This window comes from Limimaricola sp., from assembly GCF_016125575.1.
Lineage (GTDB): Bacteria > Pseudomonadota > Alphaproteobacteria > Rhodobacterales > Rhodobacteraceae > WGLM01.
In genome coordinates, this window is sequence record NZ_WGLM01000004.1 from 784164 (window position 1) to 798064 (window position 13901).

Here is a 13901-nt window from a genome sequence, read left to right on the forward strand (position 1 = left end):
CCGGGCCTCAGAGGTCCATCAGAAGGCGACGGGGATCTTCCAGCGCCTCCTTGACGCGGACAAGGAACGTCACCGCGCCCTTGCCGTCAACGATGCGGTGATCGTAGCTGAGCGCGAGGTACATCATCGGCCGGATCACGATCTGGCCACCGACCACGACGGGCCGGTCCTGGATCTTGTGCATACCAAGGATGCCCGATTGCGGCGGGTTGAGGATGGGCGAGGACATCAGGCTGCCATAGACGCCGCCGTTGGAGATGGTGAAGGTTCCGCCCTGCATGTCGGCCATGCTCAGCTTGCCATCACGCGCCTTCACGCCCATCTCGGCGATCGCCTTTTCGATCCCGGCAAAACTCATCTGGTCGGCATCGCGGATCACCGGCACGACAAGTCCGGTGGGCGTGCCCACGGCAATGCCCATGTGGACGTAGTTCTTGTAGATCACGTCGGTGCCGTCGATCTCGGCATTCACATCCGGCACTTCGCGCAAGGCATGCACGCAGGCCTTGGTGAAAAAGGACATGAACCCCAGCTTTACGCCGTGCTTCTTCTCGAAGAGGTCCTTGTATTCGCTGCGCAGCCCCATGACGCCGGACATGTCGACCTCGTTATAGGTGGTCAGCATCGCGGCAGTGTTCTGGGCCTCCTTCAGGCGGCGCGCGATGGTCTGGCGCAGGCGCGTCATCTTCACCCGCTCCTCGCGAGCCACGTCATCGGCGGCGGTGGGCGCGCGGGGGGCAGCGGGTGCGGGGGCTTCGGCCTTGGGTGTGGCCAGCGCGTTCAGCACGTCTTCCTTCATGACGCGGCCATCCTTGCCGGTGCCGGAGACGTCGGTGCGCGACAGGTTGTTCTCGGCCATCAGCTTCTTGGCGGAAGGGGCATCTTCGACATCGCGTGCCGGCGCCGTTTCCTCTGCCTTAGGCGCGGGTTCGGCCTTGGCGGCGGGTTTGGCGGCGGGCTTGGCCGCGGGGGCGGCATCGCCTTCGGTCACCTGCGCCAACAGCGCATTGACGCCCACCGTCTCGCCTTCGGGGGCGACGATTTCGGCCAATGTGCCGGCAACGGGCGACGGCACCTCGACCGTGACCTTGTCGGTCTCCAACTCGCACAGCATCTCGTCGACGGCCACGGTGTCGCCCGGTTTCTTGAACCATGTGGCCACGGTGGCTTCGGTAACGCTTTCACCCAGGGTGGGGACGCGGATTTCGGTGCTCATTCCTTGTTTCCTTCAATTCCCAGCGCTTCGAGGACGAGCGCCGACTGCTGTGCCTTGTGCTGGCTGGCCAAGCCCGTGGCGGGCGAGGCCGAGGCGGGACGCCCGGCATAGACGGGGCGGCCAACGCGCGCCTCGATCCGGCCCAGCACCCATTCGATATTGGGTTCGATAAAGTTCCACCCGCCCTGGTTCTTCGGCTCTTCCTGGCACCAGACCATTTCGGCGCCCTTGAACCGTTCCAGTTCCTTCACAAGGCTGAGGGCCGGGAAGGGATAGAATTGTTCGACCCTAAGCAGGTAGACATCGTCCAGACCCCGCGCGTCGCGCTCTTCCAGCAGGTCGTAATAGACCTTGCCCGAGCACATCACCACGCGGCTGATCTTGTCGTCGGGCCGCAGCTTCAGGTCCGAATGGCCCTTCTGCGCGTCGTCCCACAGCACCCGGTGAAAGCTTGATCCGGTCAGCATGTCAGAGGCGTCCGAGATCGCCAGCTTGTGCCGCAGCAGCGATTTGGGGGTCATCAGGATCAGCGGTTTGCGGAAGTTGCGGTGCATCTGCCGGCGCAGAATGTGGAAGTAGTTGGCGGGCGTCGTGCAGTTGGCGACGATCCAGTTATCTTGGCCACACATCGTCAGGAACCGTTCCAGCCGTGCGCTGGAATGTTCGGGGCCTTGCCCCTCGAAGCCATGCGGCAGCAGGCAGACAAGGCCCGACATCCGCAACCATTTCGATTCGCCCGAGGAAATGAACTGGTCGAACATGATCTGGGCGCCGTTGGCGAAGTCGCCGAACTGGGCCTCCCACATCACCAACGAATTGGGTTCGGCCAGCGAATAGCCGTATTCGAAGCCCAGCACCGCATATTCCGAAAGCATCGAATCGATGACTTCGAACGGGGCCTGACCGGCGCGGATATTCGCCAGCGGGTAGTAGCGCTCTTCGGTCTCTTGACTGACCAGGGCCGAATGGCGCTGGCTGAAGGTGCCGCGCGTGCTGTCCTGCCCGGCCAGACGCACCGGGTAGCCTTCCAGCATCAGGCTGCCAAAGGCCATCGCCTCGGCGGTGGCCCAGTCAAAGCCCTCGCCGGTCTCGAACATCTTCGCCTTGGTTTCGAGCAGCCTCTCGACCGTCTTGTGCAAGGCAAACCCCTCGGGCGCGCGGGTGATCGCGCGACCGATCTCGGCCATCATCTTCTCGCTGATCGCGGTTTTGCCGCGCTGGTACTTGCCCTGTTTCTGGCGGTCCATGTGGCTCCACCGGCCGTCCAGCCAGTCGGCCTTGTTGGGCTTGAACGTCTTTCCGGCCTCGAACTCTTCATTCAGGGTGGCCTGAAACTGCGCCTTCATGTCCTCGATCTCGCCCTCGGGGATCAGGCCGTCCTTGACCAGACGTTCGGTGTAAAGCGTCAGCGTGGTCTTCTGTTTCTTGATGGCCTTGTACATCAAGGGATTGGTGAACATCGGCTCGTCGCCTTCGTTATGCCCGAAGCGACGGTAGCAGAACATGTCGATGACCACGTCCTTGTGGAACTTCTGCCGGAACTCGGTGGCGACCTTGGCGGCGTGCACGACGGCCTCGGGATCGTCCCCGTTGACGTGGAAGATCGGCGCCTCGACCATCAGCGCGATGTCGGTCGGGTAGGGGCTGGACCGGCTGAAATGCGGCGCCGTGGTAAAGCCGATCTGGTTGTTGACGATGATATGGATGGTGCCCCCGGTGCGGTGGCCGGTCAGGCCCGACAGGCCGAAACACTCTGCCACCACGCCCTGCCCGGCAAAGGCCGCATCGCCGTGCAACAGGACTGGCAGAACCCTGATCCGGTCCTTGTCGCCCTTCTGCGCCTGCTTGGCGCGCACCTTGCCCAGAACGACGGGGTTGACCGCCTCGAGGTGGCTGGGGTTGGCCGTCAGGGACAGATGCACCTCGTTGCCGTCAAACTCGCGGTCGGAGGACGCGCCGAGGTGGTATTTCACGTCACCCGAGCCGTCGACATCCTCTGGCTTGAAGCTGCCGCCCTGAAATTCGTTGAAGATCGCGCGATAGGGCTTGCTCATCACGTTGGCCAGCACGCTGAGGCGGCCCCGGTGCGGCATCCCGATGACGATCTCCTCGACCCCCAGCGCGCCGCCGCGCTTGATGATCTGTTCCATTGCCGGGATCAGGCTTTCGGCACCGTCGAGGCCGAAACGCTTGGTTCCCATGAACTTCACATGGCAGAACTTCTCGAAACCCTCGGCCTCGACCAACTTGTTCAAAATCGCCTTGCGGCCATTCTGGGTAAAACTGATCTCCTTGCCGTAGCCCTCGATCCGCTCTTTCAGCCAGCCGGCCTCTTCGGGGTTCGAGATGTGCATGTATTGCAGCGCAAAGGTGCCGCAGTAGGTGCGCCGGACCAGCGCAATGATTTCGTTCATCGTCGCGATTTCAAGGCCCAGCACATTGTCGATGAAGATCGGCCGTTCCATGTCGGCCGGTCCGAAACCGTATGAGGCGGGATCAAGCTCGGGGTGGGATTTGTCGTCGCGGTGGTGCAGCGGGTCAAGGTTGGCCATCAGGTGGCCCCGGATCCGGTAGGCACGGATGATCATCAGCGCGCGGATCGAATCCAGCACCGCAAGGCGCACCTGCGCGGGAGACAGTTCCACACCCTTCTCGGCGGCCTTGGATTTGATCTTGTCGGCGGCGGCCTTGGGTTCGCTCGGCCACTGGCCGTCCAGCGCGGCGGTCAACTCGTCGGTAGGCATGGGCGGCCAATCGGCGCGTCCCCAGGACGGGCCGGCCGCCTCGGCCTTGGCATCGCCCGTGGCGTCGCCGAGTGACTTGAAGAAGGCCTGCCAGCTTTCATCGACCGCGTTTGGATTGTCGGCATAGCGGGCATAAAGCTGCTCGATATAGACCGCGTTCTGCCCTTGCAAAAAGGACGAAGCGTGGAAGATGTCGTTGGGCGATTGTTCGGTCATCGGGTCAATCCTTGGCTAAGGAAGGATGCGTTTGGGTGCGGCCGTCAACATGGCAAGCCGGGCCTTTGTCAGGAGGGCTCCATCTGGACCCGCTCCATGCGGAATCCATCCGTCAGCCGGGTGCGAGCGGGGTCGGATGTCAGCCGGGTCCATGTGCTGTACATCTTGTAGGTGATGTCGGGCGAAAAACGCATCGCGGTTTCATCATAACGCAGGGCGATCAGCTCCAGCGCCGGCAGGGTTTCGGGGCCGCCATACTTGGACATCCAGTCCATCAACTCGTCCGACGGAAGATTGGCGAAATAGCAGCCCAGGTGTTCACCGCCTGCATCGGTCTGCGCGATGGTGATGGCCAGCACCGCATCGCCTTGAGACCAGACCGAGGCCTGCCCCTGCGTCGTCATCGTGGCAAAGTTGCCGGCCAGTCGCGGGGCCGCCGCAAAGCGCGACTCGAGATCTGGCATGCCATTGGTGAATCCGATGATCAGCGCGGTCGAGAGATCGGCCAGCGGGCCGGTGGGGTCGGCCTCGATCGGTGCCCAGCCCATGTCCGGCAGACGGGCAACCTTTTCCGGGCCCGTGGTCATCGGGTCGGTGCACAGGTTGACGACATCCGTCATCGGACCGGCCTGCGCGGCCCCCGCGATGGCACAAAACACGATACTCGCAAGCGCCTTTTTCATCGGCGTAACCTCCAGAACCTCAGGTGTTGATCGCTTTCAGCACTGCCTCGCCCAGGCCCGCTGGGCTGTCGGCCACCACGATTCCGGCCGCTTTCATCGCCTCGATCTTGCTTTCGGCGTCGCCCTTGCCGCCAGAGACGATGGCGCCCGCATGGCCCATGCGGCGGCCCGGCGGCGCGGTGCGCCCGGCGATAAAGCCCGCGACCGGTTTCCACCGCCCGCGCTTTTTCTCGTCGGCCAGAAACTGCGCCGCTTCTTCCTCGGCCGAGCCGCCGATCTCGCCGATCATGATGATCGACTGCGTCTCGGGGTCGGCCAGGAACATCTCCAGCACGTCGATATGTTCGGTGCCCTTGATCGGGTCGCCGCCGATGCCCACGGCAGTTGATTGGCCTAGGCCACTGTCGGATGTCTGTTTCACCGCTTCGTAGGTTAGGGTACCCGACCGGCTGACAACACCCACGCTGCCGCGTTTGTGAATGTGGCCGGGCATGATGCCGATCTTGCATGCGTCGGGCGTGATGACGCCGGGGCAGTTCGGCCCGATCAGCCGGCTTTTGGACCCGTCCAGCGCGCGTTTCACCTTCATCATGTCCAGCACCGGGATGCCTTCGGTGATGCAGACGATCAGCTCCATCTCGGCGTCGATCGCCTCGAGGATGCTGTCGGCGGCAAAGGGCGGCGGCACGTAGATGACGCTGGCATTGGCCTGCGTGCGCGCCTTGGCCTCGTGGACCGAGTTGAAGACGGGCAGGCCGAGGTGATCCGTCCCGCCCTTGCCGGGCGTCACGCCCCCGACCATCTTCGTACCGTAGGCGATGGCCTGTTCCGAATGGAACGTGCCTTGGCTGCCGGTGATGCCCTGGCAGATGACGCGGGTGTTTTCGTTGACGAGAATGGCCATATCGGTCCCTTACGTTATTCGATCTTGGGCGGCGGGGAACATCTCAGTCCTGCGCCGCGGGTTTTACCAGTTTGAGCCCGTACCAGCCCTGTTCACGTGGCACGATCGAGACAAAGCGGTAGGGCTTGCCGCCGATCTGGATGGCGGCGGCATCGCCGCTGCCAAACCGGCCGACCCAGGCCGCCTCGTCCTTGCCCTCGGGGTTCAGCTGTGAGGCGATCTGCACAAAGGCCTGTACCGAGGTGTGATGGTCGTCCGTGGTCTTGAACACCAGCGAACAGATCTGTTCATCTTCCGGCGGGTAAAGCCGTACCGACATGTTGCGCACCGGATCAAAGACAGTGCCGCTTTCGATGCGGTCGGTCAGGCCGAAACCCGCAAGAAAGGCCGCGTCACGCGCGACGCCGCTGTATTCCGGTTTCAGACAGACGTCGATGAAGGTCTGATAAGCGTCCTGAACGCTGACAGGCTCTTCTCCAGCCAAGGCGCAGGCGGGTATGGCCAGCGCGAAAAGCGCTGCCGGGACCGCCGTGAATGCGCCTGACCGGATCACCCTTTGACTGCCTTCACAATTTTCTGCGCCCCGTCCTTGAGGTCGTCCGCCGCGATGACGTTGAGGCCGGATTTCTGGATGATCTCCTTGCCTTTTTCCACGTTCGTACCTTCGAGGCGCACAACCAGCGGCACCTTCAGGCCCACTTCCTTGACCGCCGCAATCACGCCCTCGGCGATGACATCACAGCGCATGATGCCACCGAAGATGTTGACGAGGATGCCCTTCACCTGCGGGTCCGACGTGATGATCTTGAAGGCTTCCGTCACCTTCTCCTTGGTGGCCCCGCCGCCCACGTCGAGGAAGTTGGCGGGCTCGGCTCCATAAAGCTTGATGATGTCCATCGTGGCCATCGCCAGGCCCGCGCCGTTGACCATGCAGCCGATCTCGCCGTCCAAGGCGATGTAGTTGAGGTCGAACTTGCTGGCTGCCAGCTCTTTCGGGTCTTCTTCCGTCTCGTCGCGCAGCGCGGCGATGTCGGCGTGGCGATAGATCGCGTTGCCATCGAACCCCATCTTGGCGTCAAGGCATTTCAGATCGCCCTTGTCGGTGACGATCAGCGGGTTGATCTCCAGCATCTCCATGTCCTTCTCGACGAAGAGACGATAGAGCGTTCCCATCAGCGCCACGCATTGTTTGATCTGCGGGCCTTCGAGGCCCAGCGAAAACGCGATGCGCCGACCGTGATAGGGTTGGTAGCCCGTGGCGGGATCGACGCTGAACGACAGGATCTTGTCGGGCGTATTCGCGGCCACTTCCTCGATATCCATGCCGCCCTCGGTCGAGGCGACGAAGCTGATGCGGCTGGTCTGCCGGTCCACCAGAAGGGCCAGATACATTTCTGTCGTGATGCCCGAACCATCCTCGATGTAAATCCGGTTCACCTGTTTGCCGGCGGGGCCTGTCTGCTTGGTGATCAGCGTGCGACCCAGCATCTTGCGGGCCTCTTGGGCGGCTTCTTCCACCGATTTGGTCAGGCGCACGCCGCCCTTTTCACCCGCGTCGGGTTCCTTGAAATGGCCCTTGCCGCGGCCGCCAGCGTGGATCTGGGCCTTGACCACCCAAAGCGGGCCGTCCAACTCTCCCGCAGCGGTCTTGGCGTCTTCGGCCTTCATCACCGCCCGGCCGTCCGAGACCGGCGCGCCATAGCTGCGCAGCAGCGCCTTGGCCTGGTATTCGTGGATATTCATGTGTCGGTCCTTCCGGTGGCCTCTTCGGCCTAGCCAAAACACACCCGACCGCGCGAAAAAACAGTGATTTTCGCTGGTCGGGGGAAAAACCGACATATGTGATCACACGCTGAAAATGTGTGATCACATATCACGCGCCCGTGTTGGATTGATTCGCGCGGTCGTCCGTCTTCGGTCAGCCTTTCGCGGCCGCGCCCTTGCCAATTGCCAGCAGCAGATCCGTCGCCCGCGCCATGTCCTGCACCGCGACCCATTCCAGCGGCCCATGGATGTTCTGCATGCCCGTAAAGAGGTTGGGGCAGGGTACGCCCATTTCTGTCAGGCGCGAGCCGTCGGTGCCGCCGCGGATCGGCACCGAGACCGGCTCGATCCCCAGTTCGCGCGCCGCATCGCGGGCCAGTTCGACCGGCGTCATGTCCTTTTCCAGCCAGTAGCGCATGTTGCGGTATTGCGGGGTGATCGCGCAGGTGATCTGCGCGCGCGGTTCGGTTGCGGCCACGGCCTCGCAAACCTTGCGAACCATCGCGCCCTTGGCCTCCAGCCCGTCCAGTTCGAAATCGCGCAGGATCACACGCACTTCCATTTCCGACGACCCGCCGCTGAGGTCGGTGACGTGAATGAAGCCCTCGCGCTCGTCTGTGGTTTCGGGGGTCATCGTGGCCTGCGGCAGCATGTCGACGATCTTGGCGGCCAGATGCGCGGCGTTCACCAGTTTGCCCTTGGCAAGGCCGGGGTGGATCGAGACGCCCTTGATGGCGATCACCGCCCCATCGGCGGAAAAGCTTTCATATTCGATTTCGCCCAGCTTTCCGCCATCGAAGGTATAGGCAAAGTCGGCCTTCAGGTCGGCGGGCAGGCGCCTGTCCACGCCGCGACCGATTTCCTCGTCCGGGGTGAAGGCGATGCGCAGCGGCGGGTGGGCGATTTCGGGGTGCGTCAGCAGATGCCGTGCGGCCGTCATGATGATGGCAACGCCTGCCTTGTCGTCAGCCCCCAGCAGCGTCAGGCCAGAGGCCGTGATGATATCGCACCCGATCTTCTCGGCGAGGTAGGGATAGGCGGCCGGCGACAGAACAAGGTCCGGCGCGTCGGGGTAGGTGATGTCGCCACCATTGTAGCCCTTGATGACCCGTGGTTTCACGCCTGTCGCGTTGAACTGCGGCGCGGTATCGACATGGGCCAGAAACCCGATCGTCGGCCCCGGCGCGGTGCCGGGAATGGTGGCGATGACGGCGCCATACTCCGTCTTCGTGATCTCGGCCGCGCCGATCTCGGTCAGTTCCTGCACCAAAAGATCCAGGATCTTGTGCTGGATCCCGGTCGAGGGTGAACTGGCGCTGTCAGCATCGGACTGGCTGTCGATGGCGGCATAGCGGGTCAGACGGTCGGTCAGTTCGGTATCAAAACTCATGGGGGCCTCCTGCGGTTACGCGGAGTTGGAGGCGCCGGGGCGCGGGAAGTCAAGGGCGGGCGCCGTCGGTTTCCGGGCCCAGAAAGGCCGGTGCCACGCTCCAGCGCGGCCATGTTGCGACAGGTGATGGCCGGATCAGCCTTGCCAGCTGCGCGCCGCGCTATTTCTGCGCTCTTTCAGCCGCGTCGCAGGCCTTGGTCGCCCAGCGGATCAAGACTTCGGGATCTTCCAGCACCTCGACCGGTGTTCGGAAGAAGTTCAGCTTGCGGCTGTTGTCCTTGCCATAGCTGTATTGCGGCATGTCGCGCGCAACAAAATCGCCGATATTGCTGTCGTCGACCTTCAGCCAAAGGGCCCCGTGCTTCACCTTTGCGAAGGCAACACCATTCCTCAGAAGTGCGGTGCCCCCAAACATGTTCCTGGTCTCGAACGCACCGAGGCTGCCGAGCTGATCCAGCACGAACGACCTGAACTCGACATCAACCGTCATTTACGGCGCTCCCTTCGGTTTCATCGGCGAGCCGGGTATTTCCAGACAACCGCCAAGCAGGTCATCACATTCCGCTGGTCATGAGAATATTCATCTCGGCGAAACCCTTGTCGCGGACCGGCATCAACGCGGCATAGGCGTCCGACATAAAAATCCGGGCGATCGTCTCTGGCGAGTCGAAGTCCATCACCATGACCATCCCGCTGTGGTTGCCATTGATGACCTCGGTGACCTTGAGGCGTTTCACCAAAGTCCCGCCAGCCCCCAAGAGCAGGGGCATCACACCCTGCAGGTATTCCTGCACCGCCGCCATTTCGCTCGGAATCGGGGTGCCGGTGACTACCAGAGTTGTCTTGTCGCTCATGTCTTTCTCCAAAGGGCTTAACAGAACAATCGTTCTGATATATCGCCCGTCGATGACTGTCAATCGGGGGCCGTGATGGGGCGCAAGAAGAACCAGAGCCGGGATGAGGTGCTGAACAAGGCCATGCAGGCGTTTCGCGCGCACGGCTACGGTGGCACGTCGGCTGACATGCTGGTCGATCAGACCGGTGTCAGCCGCTATAGCCTTTATGCGGACTTCGGCAGCAAACAGGGGCTCTTCGCCGCCGCGCTTGAACGCTATGATGCGCAGGTCATCAGCCACAGCTTCGGCCCGCTTGAACAGGCCGATGCAGGACTGGACGAGATCAGCGCGTTGTTGGCCAGTTACGGATCGGCCTGGAATGGCCATGCGGCGGGGAAGGGTTGCCTGCTGTGCAACACAGCCGTCGAGTTCGGTGCCGAAGATCCGACCGATGCGGGACTGATCCATCTTTATTTCAGACGGCTGTCGAGTGCGTTTGCAAACGCGCTTGGGAATGCGCAAAGGCGGGGACAGGTCCGCAGCGCGCTAGATACGAGCGCTGAAGCGGATTTCCTCACCGCGCTCGTGCTGGGCCTTTTCGTGATGATCCGCGCAAAGGCACCGACCGCGATGATCGAAAACGCCGCAGGGCTGGCAATCTCGCATGTTGCCGGTCTGGCAGAATGAAGAATGCGCGCCCCATCGGGCGCGCATGTCATCAGATCAGACGGGCAGATCAGGCCAGCGACGGGTCGATTTCCTTGCAGGCGGCGACCAGACCTTTGACCGCATCGACCGACTTGTCGAACATCGCCTGTTCGGCCTTGTCCATCTTGATCTCGACCACGCGCTCAATCCCGCCGGCGCCGATCACGGTGGGCACGCCCACGTAGAACCCGTTGAGCCCATAGGCGCCATCGACATGCGCGGCGCAGGGCAGCACGCGCTTGTGATCCTTGAGGTAGGCTTCGGCCATCTCGATGGCGCTGGTCGCGGGCGCGTAGAACGCGCTGCCGGTTTTCAGAAGGCCCACGATCTCGGCGCCGCCGTCGCGGGTGCGCTGCACGATCGCGTCCAGCTTCTCCTGCGTGGTCCAGCCCATGGCCACCAGATCGGGCAGCGGGATGCCGGCAACCGTGGAATAGCGCACCAACGGCACCATCGTGTCGCCATGGCCACCCAGCACGAAGGCCGTAACATCGCGCATCGACACCTTGAACTCGTCGGCAAGGAAGTGGCGGAAGCGCGCGCTGTCCAGCACGCCCGCCATGCCGCAGACCTTGTGCGCGGGAAGGCCCGAAAATTGCTGCAGCGCCCAGACCATCGCGTCGAGCGGGTTGGTGATGCAGATGACGAAAGCGTCGGGCGCGTGGGTCTTGATGCCTTCGCCCACCGATTTCATGACCTTCAGGTTGATGCCCAGCAGGTCGTCGCGGCTCATCCCCGGCTTGCGCGGGACGCCGGCGGTCACGATGCAGACCGCCGCACCCTCGATGTCGGCGTAATCGTTGGTGCCCTTCAGGGCGACGTCGAACTTGGCCGCCGGGCCGCTTTCGGCGATGTCGAGCGACTTGCCCTGCGGAATGCCCTCGGCGATGTCGAACATCACGACATCGCCCAGTTCCTTGATGGCGGCGAGGTGGGCGAGGGTGCCGCCGATCTGTCCGGCGCCAATCAGCGCGATCTTCGGTCTGGCCATGTCAGGATGTCCCCATGCTGTGGTATGAATTCGCGGCATTGCCTAGTCCCTTGCCGGGCGCTGCGCAAGCCTGCCGCGCTGCGGCATCACGCGGTCGCACCGGGGCGGCTGCGGCGCGAGGGGACTGTTGCCCTCTTCATGTTTGCGCTAAAGCCTTTTCGGCCGGGCGGTTGAGGGACAATTGCCCGGCCTTCAGGGGCACGCAAGATGCATGACATGACGTTCTGGGTGGCGGCCTGCCTTGCGGCGGTTTTCGTCGGCATGAGCAAGGGCGGCCTGCCGGTGATCGGCATGCTCAGCGTGCCGGTGATGAGCCTGGTGATTCCGCCGTTGACGGCCGCGGGCCTGCTGCTGCCGGTCTACGTCGTGTCGGACATGTTCGGCCTTGTCGCCTACCGGCGCGATTTCAACGGCCGGGTGCTGGTACTGATGATGGTGGCGATGACCATCGGCGTCGGCATCGGTTGGGCCACGGCGCACCTCGTGCCCGAAAGCTGGGTGACGGTGCTGGTGGGGGTGATCGGCACAGCCTTCGCGCTGAATTTCATCCTGCGTCGGGGCCAGTCGGCCGAGGCCCGCCAGATGCGCGTGGCGCCGGGCCTGTTCTGGGGAACGATCTCGGGGTTCACCAGTTTCGTCAGCCATTCGGGTGGCCCGCCGTTCCAGATGTACGTGCTGCCGCTGAAGCTGTCCAAGACGGTCTTCGTCGGCACAACGACCATTGCCTTCGCCTATGTCAACACGCTCAAGCTGATCCCCTATTACGCGCTGGGCCAGCTCAGCCTCGACAACCTGCATATCGCGGCAGTGCTGGCGGTGCCCGCGGGGCTGGCCGTCTTTGCCGGGGTGCGACTGGTCAAGGTGCTGCCCGAGGCGCTGTTCTTCAAGGTGGTGATCTGGGCGCTGCTGGCCGTGTCGCTGAAGCTGATCTGGGACGGGCTGGTCTGAGGCGCCTGCCGCAGCCGCATTGCTGCATCGCGGCGAAAAGCGCTTGAAACGAACCGGGTGATCTGTCTGTTTTGCGCGCAATATTGTTGCGAGGCGAATCATGCTCACCCGGTCCTGTCGTTCCGTGCTCTATGTCCCCGCGGACCGGCCGCGTGTTCTGGACAAGGCCCGCGACCTGCCGGCCGATGCACTTATCTTCGATCTGGAAGATGCCGTCGCCCCCTCCGAAAAAGCCCGCGCGCGAGACACGCTGATCGCCGAACTGGCGCGCGGCGGCTTTGGCGACAAGCTGCGGCTGGTGCGGATCAACGCGCTGGGCACGCCTTGGGGGCACGACGATGCCGCGGTGCTTGCGGGTGCCGCCTGCGACGCTGTTTTGCTGCCCAAGGTCGAAACGCCCGGCGATCTGGAGGCGTTGGCGGGCCTGCTGCCAAGCCTTCCTGTCTGGGCAATGCTCGAAACGCCGGGAGGTATCCTGAACGCTGCCGCGATCTGCGCCCATCCGCGCCTGCAAGGCGTGGTGATGGGCACCAACGATCTGGCCTTTGAGCTGGGCGCACGCCACGTCGCGGGTCGGGCGCCGCTGCTGACCGCGTTGCAGACCGGGCTGTTGGCTGCGCGTGCCCATAACCGCATCGCGATTGATGGTGTTTACAATGCCCTGCGCGATGCTGACGGGCTGGCCGCAGAATGTGCGCAGGGCCGCGACATGGGGTTTGATGGCAAATCGCTGATCCATCCCGCGCAGATCGAGGCCGCCAACAGCGCTTTTGCCCCCAGCGATGCCGAAATCGCGACCGCACGACGTCAGATCGCCGCCTTCACCGAGGCGCAACGCGCCGGACAGGGCATTGCCGTGGTTGATGGTCGCATCGTCGAGACCTTGCATATCGCCACGGCGCGAGCGACCTTGGCCAAGGCCGAGGCAATTCGCCTGATGGAGGCATCATGACACTTCTGATTTTGGGACTGATCCTGTGGGTCATTCCGCATTCGTTCAAACTGATCGCGCCCGGCATGGCAAAGTCTATTCCCGAGGGCCCGCGCAAAGGTGCGGTAGCATTGCTGACGCTGGTTTCGCTGGTGTTGATGGTGGTGGGCTACCGCGCCGCGCCCGTTACCGGCGGCTATGTCGCACCCTCCTGGGGCGTACATGTCAACAACCTGCTGATGCTGATCTCGGTCTATCTTTTCGCGGCCTCCGGGATGAAGACGGCGATCACCCGCGTCGTGCGCCATCCGCAATACACAGCCGTCATCCTCTGGGCCATTGCACACCTACTGGTGCATGGCGACATCGCCTCGATCCTGCTCTTCGGTGTGCTGCTGGTCTGGGCCGTCGTGGGCATCATCCTGTCTAATGCGCAAATGCAGTGGACCAAGCCGACCGGACCCGTGAACATGGGCAAGGAAATTGGTGCCGTGATCGGCACGCTCGTTGTCGTGGCGGCGATCGGGTACGTTCATATTCTTCTGGGCTATCGCCCGTTCGGAGGCTGAC

At 63.2% G+C, this 13901-nt stretch carries 14 protein-coding genes; 4 read left to right on the forward strand and 10 right to left on the reverse strand.

Annotated features, from left to right (window positions below; genetic code table 11):
* Positions 1-7: 7 nt before the first annotated feature.
* From odhB to GC146_RS10750, 9 genes are all read right to left on the reverse strand, one after another.
* Complete coding sequence (gene odhB, locus GC146_RS10710) at positions 8-1216, reverse strand: 2-oxoglutarate dehydrogenase complex dihydrolipoyllysine-residue succinyltransferase (RefSeq protein WP_291837999.1); 1209 nt, start codon at positions 1214-1216, stop codon at positions 8-10.
* Positions 1213-4176: a 2-oxoglutarate dehydrogenase E1 component gene (locus GC146_RS10715; RefSeq protein ID WP_291838002.1), complete on the reverse strand. Its 2964-nt coding sequence runs from the start codon at positions 4174-4176 to the stop codon at positions 1213-1215. The genes odhB and GC146_RS10715 overlap by 4 nt, the downstream gene beginning before the upstream one ends.
* A 68-nt stretch (positions 4177-4244) precedes the next feature.
* A complete protein-coding gene (locus GC146_RS10720; RefSeq protein ID WP_291838005.1) occupies positions 4245-4859 on the reverse strand; it encodes a hypothetical protein in 615 nt (204 codons plus the stop codon).
* 19 nt (positions 4860-4878) lie between these two features.
* A complete protein-coding gene (gene sucD / locus GC146_RS10725; RefSeq protein WP_291838008.1) occupies positions 4879-5763 on the reverse strand; it encodes a succinate--CoA ligase subunit alpha in 885 nt (294 codons plus the stop codon).
* A 43-nt stretch (positions 5764-5806) separates the two neighbouring features.
* The gene (locus GC146_RS10730) at positions 5807-6316 is read right to left on the reverse strand and encodes a hypothetical protein (protein ID WP_291838011.1); all 510 of its coding nucleotides are present in this window, start codon (positions 6314-6316) and stop codon (positions 5807-5809) included.
* Positions 6313-7506 (reverse strand): ADP-forming succinate--CoA ligase subunit beta, encoded by a 1194-nt coding sequence (sucC, locus tag GC146_RS10735; RefSeq protein WP_291838014.1) that lies wholly within the window; start codon positions 7504-7506, stop codon positions 6313-6315. The genes GC146_RS10730 and sucC overlap by 4 nt, the downstream gene beginning before the upstream one ends.
* A gap of 175 nt (positions 7507-7681) precedes the next feature.
* Positions 7682-8917, reverse strand: coding sequence for a peptidase T (gene pepT, locus GC146_RS10740; RefSeq protein ID WP_291838017.1), 1236 nt, complete (start codon positions 8915-8917; stop codon positions 7682-7684).
* A gap of 160 nt (positions 8918-9077) precedes the next feature.
* Complete coding sequence (locus GC146_RS10745; RefSeq protein ID WP_291838020.1) at positions 9078-9407, reverse strand: TfoX/Sxy family protein; 330 nt, start codon at positions 9405-9407, stop codon at positions 9078-9080.
* Positions 9408-9471: 64 nt separating this feature from the next.
* Positions 9472-9771: a DUF1330 domain-containing protein gene (locus GC146_RS10750; RefSeq protein ID WP_291838023.1), complete on the reverse strand. Its 300-nt coding sequence runs from the start codon at positions 9769-9771 to the stop codon at positions 9472-9474.
* Positions 9772-9846: 75 nt separating this feature from the next.
* Between GC146_RS10750 and GC146_RS10755 the strand changes: the two genes are divergently transcribed.
* The gene (locus GC146_RS10755) at positions 9847-10440 is read left to right on the forward strand and encodes a TetR/AcrR family transcriptional regulator (protein ID WP_291838025.1); all 594 of its coding nucleotides are present in this window, start codon (positions 9847-9849) and stop codon (positions 10438-10440) included.
* Between the two features lie 49 nt (positions 10441-10489).
* Here GC146_RS10755 and mdh read toward each other — a convergent pair whose 3' ends face one another.
* Positions 10490-11452: a malate dehydrogenase gene (gene mdh / locus GC146_RS10760; RefSeq protein ID WP_291838027.1), complete on the reverse strand. Its 963-nt coding sequence runs from the start codon at positions 11450-11452 to the stop codon at positions 10490-10492.
* 216 nt (positions 11453-11668) lie between these two features.
* Here mdh and GC146_RS10765 point away from each other — a divergent pair, with 216 nt between their 5' ends.
* The 3 genes from GC146_RS10765 to GC146_RS10775 all read left to right on the forward strand — a co-directional run bounded on the left by GC146_RS10765 (position 11669) and on the right by GC146_RS10775 (position 13900).
* Positions 11669-12400 (forward strand): sulfite exporter TauE/SafE family protein, encoded by a 732-nt coding sequence (locus tag GC146_RS10765; RefSeq protein ID WP_291838029.1) that lies wholly within the window; start codon positions 11669-11671, stop codon positions 12398-12400.
* Positions 12401-12500: 100 nt separating this feature from the next.
* Positions 12501-13352, forward strand: coding sequence for a CoA ester lyase (locus GC146_RS10770; protein ID WP_291838031.1), 852 nt, complete (start codon positions 12501-12503; stop codon positions 13350-13352).
* Entirely contained in the window at positions 13349-13900 is a 552-nt protein-coding gene (locus GC146_RS10775; protein WP_291838033.1) for an NnrU family protein, read from the forward strand. The genes GC146_RS10770 and GC146_RS10775 overlap by 4 nt, the downstream gene beginning before the upstream one ends.
* Position 13901: the final 1 nt, after the last annotated feature.

Excerpts from the sequence above, each read along its gene's own strand:
- odhB (WP_291837999.1), bottom strand. The coding sequence starts at position 1,216 with ATGAGCACCGAAATCCGCGTCCCCACCCTGGGTGAAAGCGTTACCGAA.
- GC146_RS10715 (WP_291838002.1), bottom strand. The coding sequence starts at position 4,176 with ATGACCGAACAATCGCCCAACGACATCTTCCACGCTTCGTCCTTTTTG.
- GC146_RS10720 (WP_291838005.1), bottom strand. The coding sequence starts at position 4,859 with ATGAAAAAGGCGCTTGCGAGTATCGTGTTTTGTGCCATCGCGGGGGCC.
- sucD (WP_291838008.1), bottom strand. The coding sequence starts at position 5,763 with ATGGCCATTCTCGTCAACGAAAACACCCGCGTCATCTGCCAGGGCATC.
- sucC (WP_291838014.1), bottom strand. The coding sequence starts at position 7,506 with ATGAATATCCACGAATACCAGGCCAAGGCGCTGCTGCGCAGCTATGGC.
- pepT (WP_291838017.1), bottom strand. The coding sequence starts at position 8,917 with ATGAGTTTTGATACCGAACTGACCGACCGTCTGACCCGCTATGCCGCC.
- GC146_RS10745 (WP_291838020.1), bottom strand. The coding sequence starts at position 9,407 with ATGACGGTTGATGTCGAGTTCAGGTCGTTCGTGCTGGATCAGCTCGGC.
- GC146_RS10750 (WP_291838023.1), bottom strand. The coding sequence starts at position 9,771 with ATGAGCGACAAGACAACTCTGGTAGTCACCGGCACCCCGATTCCGAGC.
- GC146_RS10755 (WP_291838025.1), top strand. The coding sequence starts at position 9,847 with ATGGGGCGCAAGAAGAACCAGAGCCGGGATGAGGTGCTGAACAAGGCC.
- mdh (WP_291838027.1), bottom strand. The coding sequence starts at position 11,452 with ATGGCCAGACCGAAGATCGCGCTGATTGGCGCCGGACAGATCGGCGGC.
- GC146_RS10765 (WP_291838029.1), top strand. The coding sequence starts at position 11,669 with ATGACGTTCTGGGTGGCGGCCTGCCTTGCGGCGGTTTTCGTCGGCATG.
- GC146_RS10770 (WP_291838031.1), top strand. The coding sequence starts at position 12,501 with ATGCTCACCCGGTCCTGTCGTTCCGTGCTCTATGTCCCCGCGGACCGG.
- GC146_RS10775 (WP_291838033.1), top strand. The coding sequence starts at position 13,349 with ATGACACTTCTGATTTTGGGACTGATCCTGTGGGTCATTCCGCATTCG.